This window comes from Rhodococcus sp. OK302, from assembly GCF_002245895.1.
Classification (GTDB): domain Bacteria; phylum Actinomycetota; class Actinomycetes; order Mycobacteriales; family Mycobacteriaceae; genus Rhodococcus_F.
In genome coordinates, this window is sequence record NZ_NPJZ01000001.1 from 548287 (window position 1) to 561380 (window position 13094).

14 protein-coding genes and 1 riboswitch are annotated in these 13094 nt (G+C 60.3%); of the genes, 7 read left to right on the forward strand and 7 right to left on the reverse strand.

Annotated elements, in window-relative coordinates; genetic code table 11:
* Positions 1-9: 9 nt before the first annotated feature.
* Positions 10-771: an SDR family NAD(P)-dependent oxidoreductase gene (locus tag BDB13_RS02455; RefSeq protein ID WP_094270253.1), complete on the reverse strand. Its 762-nt coding sequence runs from the start codon at positions 769-771 to the stop codon at positions 10-12.
* Positions 772-822: 51 nt separating this feature from the next.
* Positions 823-1968 (reverse strand): acyl-CoA dehydrogenase family protein, encoded by a 1146-nt coding sequence (locus tag BDB13_RS02460; protein ID WP_094270254.1) that lies wholly within the window; start codon positions 1966-1968, stop codon positions 823-825.
* 138 nt (positions 1969-2106) lie between these two features.
* Between BDB13_RS02460 and BDB13_RS02465 the strand changes: the two genes are divergently transcribed.
* The 3 genes from BDB13_RS02465 (at position 2107) to BDB13_RS02475 (ending at position 3703) form a co-directional block, all read left to right on the forward strand.
* A complete protein-coding gene (locus tag BDB13_RS02465; RefSeq protein ID WP_094274617.1) occupies positions 2107-2706 on the forward strand; it encodes a TetR/AcrR family transcriptional regulator in 600 nt (199 codons plus the stop codon).
* A 63-nt stretch (positions 2707-2769) separates the two neighbouring features.
* On the forward strand, positions 2770-3102 hold the full coding sequence (locus BDB13_RS02470; protein WP_141210603.1) for a hypothetical protein: 333 nt from the start codon (positions 2770-2772) through the stop codon (positions 3100-3102).
* Between the two features lie 97 nt (positions 3103-3199).
* Entirely contained in the window at positions 3200-3703 is a 504-nt protein-coding gene (locus BDB13_RS02475; protein WP_094270256.1) for a hypothetical protein, read from the forward strand.
* Positions 3704-3809: 106 nt separating this feature from the next.
* Here BDB13_RS02475 and BDB13_RS02480 read toward each other — a convergent pair whose 3' ends face one another.
* Both BDB13_RS02480 and BDB13_RS31605 read right to left on the reverse strand, forming a co-directional pair.
* Positions 3810-4847 (reverse strand): hypothetical protein, encoded by a 1038-nt coding sequence (locus BDB13_RS02480; protein WP_094270257.1) that lies wholly within the window; start codon positions 4845-4847, stop codon positions 3810-3812.
* A gap of 25 nt (positions 4848-4872) precedes the next feature.
* Positions 4873-5025 carry a hypothetical protein gene (locus BDB13_RS31605; RefSeq protein WP_254922677.1) on the reverse strand — a complete coding sequence of 51 codons (153 nt, stop codon included), beginning with the start codon at positions 5023-5025 and terminating at the stop codon, positions 4873-4875.
* 189 nt (positions 5026-5214) lie between these two features.
* Between BDB13_RS31605 and BDB13_RS02485 the strand changes: the two genes are divergently transcribed.
* On the forward strand, positions 5215-5919 hold the full coding sequence (locus BDB13_RS02485; RefSeq protein WP_094270258.1) for a heme peroxidase: 705 nt from the start codon (positions 5215-5217) through the stop codon (positions 5917-5919).
* A 272-nt stretch (positions 5920-6191) separates the two neighbouring features.
* Here the strand turns inward: BDB13_RS02485 and BDB13_RS32760 are convergent, their stop codons facing one another.
* Positions 6192-6320, reverse strand: coding sequence for a hypothetical protein (locus BDB13_RS32760; protein WP_254922678.1), 129 nt, complete (start codon positions 6318-6320; stop codon positions 6192-6194).
* Between the two features lie 23 nt (positions 6321-6343).
* On the opposite strand from BDB13_RS32760, the gene BDB13_RS02490 reads away from it, so the two are divergent.
* The 3 genes from BDB13_RS02490 (at position 6344) to BDB13_RS02500 (ending at position 11372) form a co-directional block, all read left to right on the forward strand.
* Complete coding sequence (locus tag BDB13_RS02490) at positions 6344-7528, forward strand: hypothetical protein (protein ID WP_094270259.1); 1185 nt, start codon at positions 6344-6346, stop codon at positions 7526-7528.
* Positions 7529-8138: 610 nt separating this feature from the next.
* Positions 8139-9941 carry a DUF3293 domain-containing protein gene (locus tag BDB13_RS02495; protein ID WP_141210604.1) on the forward strand — a complete coding sequence of 601 codons (1803 nt, stop codon included), beginning with the start codon at positions 8139-8141 and terminating at the stop codon, positions 9939-9941.
* Between the two features lie 385 nt (positions 9942-10326).
* Positions 10327-10439, forward strand: a riboswitch (SAM riboswitch).
* A gap of 36 nt (positions 10440-10475) precedes the next feature.
* Entirely contained in the window at positions 10476-11372 is an 897-nt protein-coding gene (locus BDB13_RS02500) for a hypothetical protein (RefSeq protein WP_094270261.1), read from the forward strand.
* A 9-nt stretch (positions 11373-11381) separates the two neighbouring features.
* On the opposite strand, the gene BDB13_RS02505 is transcribed toward BDB13_RS02500, so the two are convergent.
* Together BDB13_RS02505 and BDB13_RS02510 are read right to left on the reverse strand one after the other, a co-directional pair.
* Complete coding sequence (locus BDB13_RS02505) at positions 11382-12632, reverse strand: RNA polymerase sigma factor (RefSeq protein ID WP_094270262.1); 1251 nt, start codon at positions 12630-12632, stop codon at positions 11382-11384.
* 6 nt (positions 12633-12638) lie between these two features.
* Positions 12639-12983 carry a YciI family protein gene (locus tag BDB13_RS02510; protein WP_094270263.1) on the reverse strand — a complete coding sequence of 115 codons (345 nt, stop codon included), beginning with the start codon at positions 12981-12983 and terminating at the stop codon, positions 12639-12641.
* Positions 12984-13094 lie beyond the last annotated feature (111 nt).

Here is a 13094-nt window from a genome sequence, read left to right on the forward strand (position 1 = left end):
GCATCGCCGTCAGGTGATCGTGATCCCACCGTCGACGGCAATGGTCTGTCCGGTGACGTATCCACCGGCTTCGGAAGCAAGCCACACCATGGTTGCAGCGAGTTCTTCGGGATCGCCCATCCGACCGAGAATCAGCCGGGGAGCCATCGCGTCGAGGTAGCCGTCGTTGTATTGATCGGTCATTTCCGTCTTGAAGAATCCGGGCGCGATGGCATTGACCCGGATCCCCTTGCGCGCGCCCCACTGCTGAGCCAGATCCCGGGTCAATCCGACGATCCCCGCTTTACTCGCGGCATAGGCCGCTTGCGGAAGTCCGGCAGTGGTGAGTCCGAGGATGCTCGAGATGTTCACGATCGAACTGCCCGGCAGCATCACGCGGCCGCACGCCTGCGCAGCCCAGTAGGAGCCGTTGAGGTTGATGTCGATGACTGCCCGGAATTGATCAGGCGTCTCGCGGGTCGCCGGAACCGCAGCACCCACGCCGGCGTTGTTGACGAGCACGTCCACGCGGCCGAACTTCTCCATCGCAGCGTCGACCATATTCTGAGCCTGGGCCGGATCGACGATGTCGGTGGCTACGCACAGTGCCTCGCGGCCGGCGTCACGAACCAACTTGGCGGTGTCTTCAAGCTTGTCGATACGACGCGCGGCAAGCACGACGTCGGCGCCGGCTTCTGCGGCGGCTTTCGCAAACGCCACACCGAGACCCGACGACGCACCGGTCACGATGACTACTCGATCGGTCAGGGAAAACTTGTCGAGAACAGACATACGCGGTGATGCTCCTTCGGTCGTCGGGCTCGGAGAGACTTTCGAACGAAACTACAGGCCGAGGTCGCGGCCGATGAGTTCCTTCATGATTTCATTGGATCCTGCCCAGATCTTGGTGACGCGGGCATCCATCCACGCACGCGCTGCGCGGTACTCGGTCATGTAGCCGTAGCCACCGTGCAACTGGACGCAGTGATCGAGGATCTCGTTCTGGACCTGCGCGGTCCACCACTTGGCCTTGGCTGCGTCGATAGCGGTCAGCTCACCGGCACCGTGGGCGGCGACGCAGTTGTCGACATACGCCTGGGTTACGTCGACGCGCGTCACCAGATCTGCGAGCAGGAATTTGTTCCACTGCAACGATCCGATGGGCTGTCCGAAAGCCTTGCGGTCCTTGGCATATTGGATTGTCTCTTCGAGAATCGGGACGGCATGCGCAATGTTGGAGATAGCCGCTCCGATGCGTTCCTGCGGCAGCAACTGCATCATGTGGATGAAGCCGCCGTCGAGCTCACCGATGATGTTGTTCGACGGCACGCGGACGTTCTCGAAGAACAGTTCGGCGGTGTCGGACTCGTGCTGGCCGACCTTGTCGAGCTTGCGGCCACGCTCGAAACCTTCCATGCCGGCTTCGACGGCAAAGAGTGTGATGCCCTTGGACTTCTTCTCCGGGCTGGTGCGAGCGGCGACGACCACGAGGTCGGCGTTGTAGCCGTTGGTGATGAAAGTCTTGGAGCCGTTGATGATCCAGTCGTCGCCGTCCTTGACCGCGGTGGTCTTGAGGGCTGCGAGGTCGGATCCACCGGAAGGTTCGGTCATACCGATCGCGGTAAGCATTTCACCGGTACAGAACTTGGGAAGCCAACGCTGCTTCTGCTCTTCGGTGGTGAGCTTGACGAGGTAGGGCGCAACAATGTCGGCGTGGATACTGAAACTCGATGCGACGGCGGCGCTGGCACGCGAAAGCTCTTCTATGAAAACAGCATTGAAACGGTAGTCGCCAGCTTCGCTTCCACCGTATGCCTCGGGAACCTCGAGGCCGAGGAAGCCGTTGCGGCCGGCCTTGAGCCAAATCTCACGATCGATGAAGCGCTGGTCGATCAGCTTCTCTGCGACCGGGAGGATGTTCCGGTTGACGAATTCACGAACGGATTCGCGAAATGCCTCGTGATCGGGTCCGTACAGAGTGCGACGCATGACCGTTGCTTCCCTTCATCGCAGTACAAGCTGCGTCTCGACGCCGCCTAAGCGGATGCTTAGAATCTAAGCACCCGCTTATAGTGTGTCGAAGGCGCGATATTGTCAACATTCGATCCGCAACACCTGGAGGAACCCTTGAGCGATTCACCTGATGCGGTGATCAGCACCTCCAAAGCAGCAGCACGTATCCGCGCGGCCGCCGTCGACGCCTTCGCCGACGCCGGATACGGCGGAACGACGACACGCGACATTGCCGCCCGTCTCGACATGAGCCCGGCCGCGATGTACCCGCACTACCGCTCGAAAGAAGAGCTTCTTTTTGCCATCAGCTACGAAGGCCACACCGAAGCTTTGAAAGTCGTTGAGGACGCTGATCTTCCCGGAGAGGGCCCGTCCGTACGACTTCGAGAACTGATCAGCGTTTTCGCCAGCTGGCAGGCGTCCCACCATTGCTTGGCCCGCGTCGTCCAATACGAATTGACCGCACTCACGCCGGATCACTACCGGACCGTAGTTGCCTTGCGCCGCAATATGACCCAGGTGGTCAGAAACGCAGTCGACTCAGGCGTTTCTTCCGGCGAGTTCACCATCCCCGACGCCGAAGGCGTGACCCTGGCCTTGATGTCACTGTGCGTCGACGTGTGCCGGTGGTTCCCGGCCGGCAACTACACCGACCCCAAAGACATCGGAAACCTGTACGGGGACTTGGCTTTGCGGATGGTCGGGGCGAGCTGAGCACAATTGGATCCCGACGAGCAAACCGAGCGCCACGGCAATTTCGAGCAGGTCGACTGGGAAATGAGATTTCTGTCTGCCCTGATCCGAATGCTGACGACGCACCCTTGGGATACCGGCGTGTACGAGGTCGAACGCCTGGAGTGGGCCGATTCGACCATGACGTTGGTTGTACGGGTCTGGGGACGCGATCAGTCGCAACTCGTGGGATGGCGGGAGCATCTACCCACGATCCGATCCGGCTTCACCCCCGACGGTCCGGAATCCGTTGCAGGCGCCTGGTATACAGGCGAATTCTATCCTCGCTACTTGCCCTCACCGTATGTACCCGACGCCGACGGCATTCATTGGATCGGTCAAGGTCGACCGTCGTTCCGAGACCCGCGCAAATTCTGAGGTTCGAGAAATCGACTTGGTCTCAGCCGTACTGCAAACCGCGACTAAACGGACTCATACCATTGGATAAGCCATTAACCAATGGTATGGCCGCGAAGTGGCATCGGATAAAAACAAGCCCCGACTCACCACCGGCTCCGACCGCGCAGCGGCACCGGCGTTCATTGCGAACCACACCATCTCACTGAGCCCCGGGCTACAGGCCCTGAACGAGAAAGCAGCGACCACCCGCATTCATTCGAAGTCGAGGCCAGTCCCATCACCGCCCCTTTCGCACCATTCTGCTCCGCACCGAGAGTGCGTCGAGCTCGGAGATCCAGAACCTCACCAGCGGAGCGCGGCAAATCGCATTGCCGAACTCGGCGAGCACGCCTCCCCGAATGCCCGCCCGATCGTCGGAAATGTTCGGGCAATGCAAGCCACATTGGAGTCGTCCGACGCCGTCGACTCCCAGGCGATCCTGCAGATGCACCAAGCCGCCGGAAGCGTTGCGGCAGGACGACAAGGGTTCAGAACCTCGTACGCGAACATCGTCGATCACGACGTCACCGCACGAGTCGCCGGGCACTCCGACTACTTCAGCAAGGTCGATCTGATCTGAATAGGCACGATGCGGACTCGAGGACCTCCGCTGATGTGGCAAGCCGAATCAACAGTCACACCGCGGCATAGATTCTCCGGCGATAGTCCTAAGCACCGTCGCCACATCAGCCGCCGGAACTATTGATACTGACAGCGCAGCGCAGCACCACCTGCCAGAGTTCGTCGAGATCGACGTCGCCGACCACGAAACCCTTTGCAACGGACTGATAGTCCTGTCCGATCAGCCCGGCGAGTTCTGCAAATCCCGGATGGCGACGCACCATCTCGTATTGATTCCAGGTTCCGTAAGCCATAAGTTGGGCAGCCTTATTAATCCACAGCTGAATCGGTGCGAATCGTAATCCGTAGGGGTAGAGGAAGATTCCTCCTCCCGGACGGTTTCCGAACCACAAGGTTTCATGAGTGCCGCGCCTGTCGCCGAGTCCTTCGAGCAGTTCGAAGAGCTTTTCGGCGAGCGCACGGTCGGATTCGGAGCCGAGCGCATCGAGAAACGACTCGGCGGTCCAGGACGTCGCAGGCCCCGAGGCCCGGGCTTTGGCAGCGGCAATCTCACCGCCGTAGGTGGACGGCATCAGAAATTCGATGTCCCCATGTCTGGAGTAGGTCAGTTGGAGTGCGGTGACTGCTATCTCGTCACGCGTAATTCTGTTGAGAAATTCCACCAACCGTTTCAAATCGTTGTCGATCCTGTCGACAGCGAGGCAGAGGTCTATTCGACCTTCGGTGATGTTGTTGTCAAGCTGTTCGAGTGCAGCCTCACTGAGCTGGTTCAAATCCTCACCGTGTTGTCGATTCCATTGTTCCCGAAACGATTTCACCCCACCAACCCAGATCGCCGACGCGTAGTCGAGAACCTGGCCGATCACCATTCTGCGCCGTTCGGAGTTCGATGCCAATTTGCACTCGACAATCGTGATCGCTCCGTCCGGACTCACTATGCACACGTCAGCGGGCCCTGCAGTTGTAGACAGTTCACGCACCGTCAGCGAACCCTCGGGGACCCCGGGAACGTACTGCGGATCGGAAGCGAGGATTCGCTGGAGGTGATCCTCGTTGTCGTAGGCAGTCATTTCCGGTGAATCCCAGGATCCAACTGTTCCCACGCGCCGAACCAACAATCCATGCTCTGCATCAGTTGCCATCTGACTACTCTCCACTAGTTCGAATTCACCGATTCTGATCTTTGAGCACATTGTGGGTGTCATCGAGTCGAATACCTGCCGCCGTCGGCACTTCGACCGGATCACTCCCACACGCCACCAACGCGAATGCGGTAACAAGTTCCGATATCAGGGCTGCGGTGGTGCGCGTTGTCGACATTTTTCCTGCCTTAGCGCAACTGGCAGATTCGGGAACTGTTTTCCGGATGATTGATTCCCTGATATTGCACCATGCGGCGAAAGCTCCTACTGCATCGCCCGATCTTCCATTTCACTAAGCGATGTCAGAGCGGTCAGGCATAGTGCGGGGAAAAGGAACCGAATGCACACACAGACCAGAGGACAAAGCATGCCCACAACAGCAGATGTTCACGTTGCCCTCCTGACACAGCGCTGCGATACCGACCTCGGCGACCCCGACCTGTGGTTCCGCCCCGACGGCTACCCCCACAGTCTCGCCCTGTGCACCATCGACTCGATCTCATCCACCGGCGCGCACTACAACTCCGTCAAAAACATTCTGCGGCACTACATCGACTACCGAATTGCGCAAGGCGGCAATGCCGACACCGACAATGCCGGCGCCCTGTTGGGTACCTTCGACGAACTCGGCGGTCCACAGGCGTGGGCCGCGATGACGAACAATCGCAAACCGACCTCGACCGCCAAAGGCGCCCCGCTCAAGGCTGCGGCCATTCACGAGGCAGCCGGGCGGCTGCGCGAGCTGGGAATCGACAGCACCGACGACCTCCGCGCAGCCGACGCCGACGCCCTCGCCGACGCGAAGAAAGCCTGGGCCACCGTACCTGGCCAGCGTTCCGGCCTCACCTGGAACTACTTCCTGATGCTCGCCGGCATTCCCGGGGTGAAAGCCGATCGCATGGTCATCCGCTACGTCGCCGACGCGATCGGCACCACTCCGGAGAACGTGAGCGCAACCGATGCCGCGATGCTCGTGAAAGCGGTCGCCGAAAAATCCGGCCACAACGTCACCCACCTCGATCACGCGATCTGGCGATTCGAATCGGGCAGATCTGTAAACCAACAGAGCTGAGTAAACATGTCGGCACGCTGTGCCACGCTACTGCTGGCAACTGAGCAATTAGGATGCTTGCCGCATCTGCGTTGATCTTGTCCGAGCTTCATACGGAGAACGACAAGAGTGAGATACAGATGAGTGCCGCGAAAATGAGTTCACCCGCCGAGGGATTCGTGGAATTCATCGTTGCAGTCGTTTTCCTAGTGATTGTCATCGGCGCAACCGTCACAGCATCTTCATGAATTTCACCCGGCTTCGGCGCCTATCTGGAAAAGAAGAACAATGAGTCATCCGTCGAGCGCGTCCTCGACCGCGATTACATCGGTCCACACCTCGGCGAGAATCTGCACGTCGATCTCCCCCGCGCCACCATCACAGCAGCCATAGACCTGTCGATACTCATGTACGACCGGCACCGATCTACACCAGGAGGTCTCGAATGACCGTTACATCCGACGAACAGTCGCCGTTGACATCAGCGCAGGTCACTTCGGCGCGCCGTGCAATTCATTTGTGGCAGCGAGCCGAACACCAGAATATCGAGCTGCATTCAGACACAAATTTCGACGAGTACCTGGCAGATCATCCGGAACTACACGATTCGATCCGCGCGGCGCACACATTGCAGTTGTCGTTCCGGCACCGTCAACTGCAGGTACCAATGTTTGTGCTCATTGCCGCGCACTTCCAGCTCTCACGCACAGACCGGGCCCACGCGGACAAGGTCTACACCAGGTTCGATGAGCAGGTCGGTTTCCGATCTGCAGACGCAACTTCCGAATTCGGGTTGTACGTGAAGATCACCCGATTCGCAGGCCTCGATCCTGAAGTGCTTGGAGATTCGCGTTCTGGCGACGCCGATCTGCCCACAGACGGCATATGGGGGCCGGTACTGCAGGTCCAACCGCTCGCAGACGGCATCGCCGGGGTCGAGGCGCGACGCCGTCTCGGACTTCTCGTGTCCCTGCGCCGGATCGTGGAGATGCCAAAGAGCCTGTGCCCAGAAGGCATAGTGGACGGCGAGTGGGTATGGCTCAATGATCGGTCGGCAGATCTAGTCCGACTTGTCCATGCCGACGAGCTCGGTATCGCCGACGGTCAGTTCGACGAACTCGAACTGACCGTCGCTCGGCGGCTACCACTGGCGTGGGCACGGTGGAAGTCCGGAACCGGTACCCGAACCGTGGAGGTGCCATGCAACATCACTTTCTCTGTGCAACAACGACTTACGGCCGCCATTGCCTGGCTACCACGAGGTTCCGGTCGCGCGGAGGGCACCGACTGGCTCGTCGAGCAGGGTCTCGACCGTGAGGAACTCCGTGACCAGGTGTGGGTGAACCCGGCCTCCCAGGCATACAGCACGGAGCGGTCCAAGTGGACCGAGTACGCGATAGATCGCATCTCCAAGCATGCCGCACAACTACACAGCGAACAGGACCAAGCAAAAGACACCCTGATCTCGCGACTCGTACTCGAAGGCTGGACACGACACGCCCTGCACCTCGGGGCATCGCAAGAACAGGTTGACACCGCCGCGCGCGACGGCCGAACGCGAGCGAATGATCGACTCACGCTCACTCGAACCGAATCCCAGCTCGAATCGGAAGGCAGCAACGATGACTGACGATCACACCGACCATTTCTTCATCGAGGGCCGAACCCTGACGGAGTAGCCTGACGTCGCACAGTGCCTTTCACGCCGGGCTTCAAGCAGTCGCAGGATCGCAGGCAAAGATCGTCGCTGAGACCGGGACTGACCCGGAACCCAGCGCCTGGGTGCGGTCCCAGAATATGCAACGCACGCACGACCGCGAACTGCGTGCCCTAAAGAGGCCCGGCGAGACAGATTCGAAGGCGGAGGCCGCCGCTGCCGCAAGGTCGAAAGACGAAGAACATGTATGTCAACGCGCTCAAGCATGAACCCGCGAGGTACAGGAATATGCCGAGGAAGCGCACCGCCACAGCGCTGCAGCAGAATCACTTCTGGGGCACGCCGACGACGTGCCGGGCGCGCTCGAATTGCTTGCGCAGGCAAGGCCTCGCACGAAGCATCTCGGTGTGTCTTCGAGATCAATCGGGAGGCGATGAGTTCGTTGGTGAGACGCCGAAATTCGTAAACGTGTGCGGGCACCGTGGTGCAATTGACGAGTGCGGGGCCTTACAACACCACGACGACGGAATCCATATTTGCTGCGAACACAAGATCGTCGGTGCACACCCCTACAGTGCACATCGTGGCTACAAAGGTGAACTGGGCAGCAATCACAACCGAATCGATCCTGACGGCAATTGCCGATCACGACCGAAAAGGGCAACAACAATTCCTGTCCGACGCAGGATTCCGCCCATCCAAGAACTTCAGACTGGTACACCAAGGGCGCTTTTACAGCTCGAAAGCGATCGTCGGTGTCGCCAACGGTCATGCCGGCGACCTGTTTCTTCGCAGCGGCGACTTCACAGGAGGCAAGGCTGCCGTCGTGAAAAACTTGGATACACTCGGATTCGTCGTCGACTACCGTGACGAAGACGGCGCTACCGGTGGACTGCTGTGGGATCTGGCCACCACCCACACCTACACGCACACCGACGGTGTTGTCCGGGCGCCGTATAAGTACATCGTGCTGCTCTGGGCCATCGCCCGCCGTCAACGCGGTCTCGACTCGGCCCCGGCACTGCGTGATGTGCGCACCGAACTCGGCACGCTCCTCGCGGCATTCGCGGTCGCCGACACCACCCCTCAACCGGAATATCCGTGGATCGCGTTGGACGGACATTCCTGGTGGGAAATCCACATTCCCGAAAGCCTTCGCGATACACCTCGACGTCAACTGCGCAGCCGCAGCATCGCCGACGACCTCCGCGGCGGACTCAGTCAAACGGTATCCGAACGTATCGACACCGACCCGAAATGGACACGCGAAGCGGTTGCGCTCCTCACGACCTTGATCACCGAATCCGGCGCGCCAGGGTCGATCGACGAACTGCGCTCCAGTCTGAACCTCAATCCCGTCCCCACTCCCGCCGTCGAGCGGCACTACGCTCCGAAGCCGTCCGATCCTCTTGTCCAGCATGTGAAGGTGACTGTGCAAAGGCGGTCGGTCGAACGCAACGATGCCACCGAATTCACCACTGCTGCGCCCGACCCCGAGCAGGAACGACGAGCACTGCGACGCGAAGCGGCACTGCAGAACCTGTACGTCGCGTATCGCGAATCCAGGGGTTGCGTCGTCAGCTCACGCAGCATCACGATCGATGACCGAACCGAAATGCCCACAGTTCTGTCGATCGATGTGTTCGACGACACCGCCGAGACCTTGATCGAAGCCAAAGTCGATGTCCGGCGTGAAACCCTGCGCACCGCACTCGGACAGATCCTTGACTACGCCCGGCACGTCCCGCACCAACACACAGCTCTCCTGCTACCCGAAGCGCCCACGGTGGACATGACTGCGCTGCTGTACGACCATGGCGTCGACATCATCACCCCAGTCGGCACGGTCGTCGACTCCGACGGAGTGATCACTGCAGTCGACTCGTTCACTATCAACAGAAGTCCACGATCACTGTCCGTCCTCGCTGCCGACGACCAACTCTGGAATGACTATTCGCAGGCCGCTATCGACCTTCACCTCCCCACCGGCACCATACGTATCACCCCGACCGACCCGGTCACGGACGGCGATCCCGGACACAAAATCATCGGTAGCGACATCCTTCCGGACGAACCGCTACACATCTTGGCCGCGTGCCACCCCGGCGAGGATCCCGAAAGTTCGACTGCCATCGCCCGATACCAGCAACTACGGGAACACCTGCACGCACGCGGATACACCATCTGGGATGCTACCGGCGGCAGTGCCGACCTCGAGTACAGCGAGCCGAGCATCGTCGTCTCAGGACTCTCCGACATCGGGGCCATGCAGATCGGAGCCGATTTCGGACAGGTCGCACTGTTTACCCTGACCAGGCACTATTTGACTCTCCAGGCCTGCACAAGCAGCCGCACCACGATTCGTCGCTACGCTCTCACCCGGTAACCGCTCGATTCAGCGCTCGGCCACGGACAGAACAACAATCCCCCCGCGGCTCCTGAATCTCCGGAGCAACTCCAATCCCACCAACAGCGCAAGGTCAACTTGTCGACGTATCAGTGGCGTGCCCAGTTTTTGCGAGGCTGTGTCACCGGAAGTACAAGGGTCACCGACAATGTTGACTCCGGATGTTGGGACGCTGTTGACCCATTTACATCCCCCGTTTGCACCCTTGTACACGTAGACGATGTTTTCTCCACTGTTCATGTCTTGCGCTCTTTCCGGTTTGATCTCTAGCCCTCGAGCATCTGACGACTCCAATCACCTTGCTCATAAACGAATTTCGCGAAAACGCCAAAACATGTCGGCGGTTTGTCATACACTTGAGTAGCTTCACGAGATGCGGTGCCAAGCTCCGACTTGCCGCACACCAACCCCAAGGCGTTTCCGGGGTGGTTCGGATGACGAAGCGGCCCCACCACCCGGTGGCGGCAAGAACGCCCCCGTCCGCGGCGGGCCTAACCGCAGGAGAATCGCCGCGTGAAGATCTACTACAGTCCCGAATACGTCGGCGCCGCCTACGGATTCGACACCACCCGCAAGGCGGCCTGGGTCGCGAATTCACTGACCAGCAGGCCGATCGACGGCGTCGAACTCCTCGCCCCTCCGTCACTGACTTCACACGATCTCGCACTCGTCCACGATGCCGACTACATCGAGGCCGTACAGACCGGCGAGCCGTCGTATCTGGCCGAATCTCAAGGGTTCGACTGGGATCCGGCCCTATGGCCGATGGTGCTTGCCTCCAACGGCGGCGTGCTCGCTGCAGCACGCAGCGCACTCGCCGATGGCATCTCTGGCTCGCTGTCCTCTGGGTTGCACCACGCCAAAGCTGATCGCGGAGACGGATTCTGCACATTCAACGGCCTGGTGATTGCAGCAAAAACTCTCCTCGACGAGGGCGTCGTCAAGTCGGTCCTGATTCTTGATCTCGATGCCCATTGCGGCGGCGGTACCGCGCAACTCATCGACCGTGACCCTCGAATCTGGCACGAGGACGTTTCGGTGGACTCGTTCGATCACTATGAAGGTCATTCAAACTCGGCACTGTGGGATGTCGACCAAGCCGACGAGTATCTGACTACCGTCAAACAAGCCGTGGCACAAGCTGATCGGATTGGCAGCTTTGATCTGTGCTTGTACAACGCGGGAATGGATCCCTATCAGGGATGCGACATCGGCGGATTGGAAGGGATCACTGAAGAAGTGCTCGCGCAACGTGAGCGCATCGTCTTCGACTGGTGCCGTCAGCATGGCCTGCCCATCGCATTTGTCCTTGCCGGCGGCTACATCGGGTCCAGGCTCGACGAAAGCGCACTCGTCGATCTACACCGACTCACCCTTACCGAAGGAGCTCGAGCAGTCACATCCGTCTAACTTTGAATACTACTCACGGTCCGGCGTCGTCTCAGCGAGTCGTCGCTCCAAGAACGCCCGTTCCGGTTCACTACCAACCACATTCAACGCCCGTTGATAGGCCGAGACGGCTGCGTCGGTTCGACCCAACCGAGCTAACAATTCGCCGCGCGCGAGATGGTACGGGTGGTAGTCGGCAAGTTTCGGCTCCTCGGACAAAGCGTCCAAAGCTGCCAGACCCACTGCAGCACCATCGCGCATCGCCACTGCGACAGCGCGATTCACTGCCACCACCGGCGAGGGCGTCAGTGTCAGCAGCACTCCGTACAACGCACAGATCTGAGGCCAATCCGTACTCTCCACGTCCGTTGCCTCATCGTGCAGTGCTGCGATCGCGGCTTGCACTCCGTACGGCCCCGGCGCTCCCCCAGTCAGTGCGACAACAACCAGATCGCTGCCCTCCTCGATCATCGACCGATCCCAACACTCACGGTCCTGGTCTTCGAGCAACACGATGCCGCCACTCGAATCCGTTCGCGTATCCCGTCTCGCATGCACCAGCAGCATGAGCGCCAGGAGTCCGGAAATCTCGCGCTGGTCGGGAAGCAACCCGCGCAAGATTCGCGCCAACCGGATGGCCTCCACCGCCAGGTCGACGCGCTGCAAGTCCGGACCGGAACTGGCGGCATAGCCCTCCGTGAACACTGAATAAATCACCTGCAGAACCCCCGGAAGACGCTCGGGCAGTTCGTCGATGCTGGGAGTTCGGAACGGAATCCTGGCCTGGCGGATCTTCTTCTTCGCTCGAACAATCCGCTGCGCCATCGTTGCCGGAGGCACGAGGAACGCCCGCGCCACCTCAGGCGTCGTCAGCCCGCCGAGGCACCGCAGGGTGAGTGCGATGCGGTCGTCTTCGGCGAGCGCCGGGTGCGAGCACGTGAAGAACAGCTGCAGCCGCTCGTCCGGCAGCTCACCGTCTGCATGAGGTGGCGCCGGATCGGCTCGATCAACATCCACCTGCAACACCGCCAAACGTGCCGCATAGGCCTGATCGCGCCGAAGTCGGTCGACGGCTTTGCGACGAGCCGTCGTCAACAACCACGCGCCCGGTTTGGCGGGCACTCCGTCCACCGGCCAGTGGACCAACGCAGCTTCGATGGCGTCCGAGGTGACCTCCTCGGCCAGATCAAGATCACCGAAACGGCGGACGAGCGAGGCCAGCAGCCGTCCGCGTTCCTCCCGGAACACGGACTCGACAGAGGTCCCGGCCTGCTCGTCCACGTCGAATCAGTCCCCGAACCCGGCCAGCGGACGCACTTCGACGCTTCCGCCGTCGCGCGCGCCGGGGCACCGCGCGGCCCACGCAAGCGCCGCATCCAGATCGGGAACGTCGATGACGTCGTAGCCGCCGAGGATCTCGCGGGTTTCGGCAAAAGGTCCATCGGTGACAGTCTTTTCCCCGGACTGCGAGACCCGAACCGTCGTCGTGGTGCTCAGATCAGCGAGGGCGTCGCCGGACACCCAGACGCCGGCGTCCTTCATTTCTTTGTCGTAAAGCTGCCAGTCCTCGAAGGTGCACTGAGGTTCGGTGTCTCCGCCGGGTGCGGTGTAAATGAGCAACATGTACTTCATGGCTGGCTCCCTTGTCTGTTGGTTCTCTTGCTTACAACATGACGACGAACGGATCTGCCCCGAATCGACAGGCCGACCCGAAAAACTTTTGGAGCGTCTGTACGGCTGCTG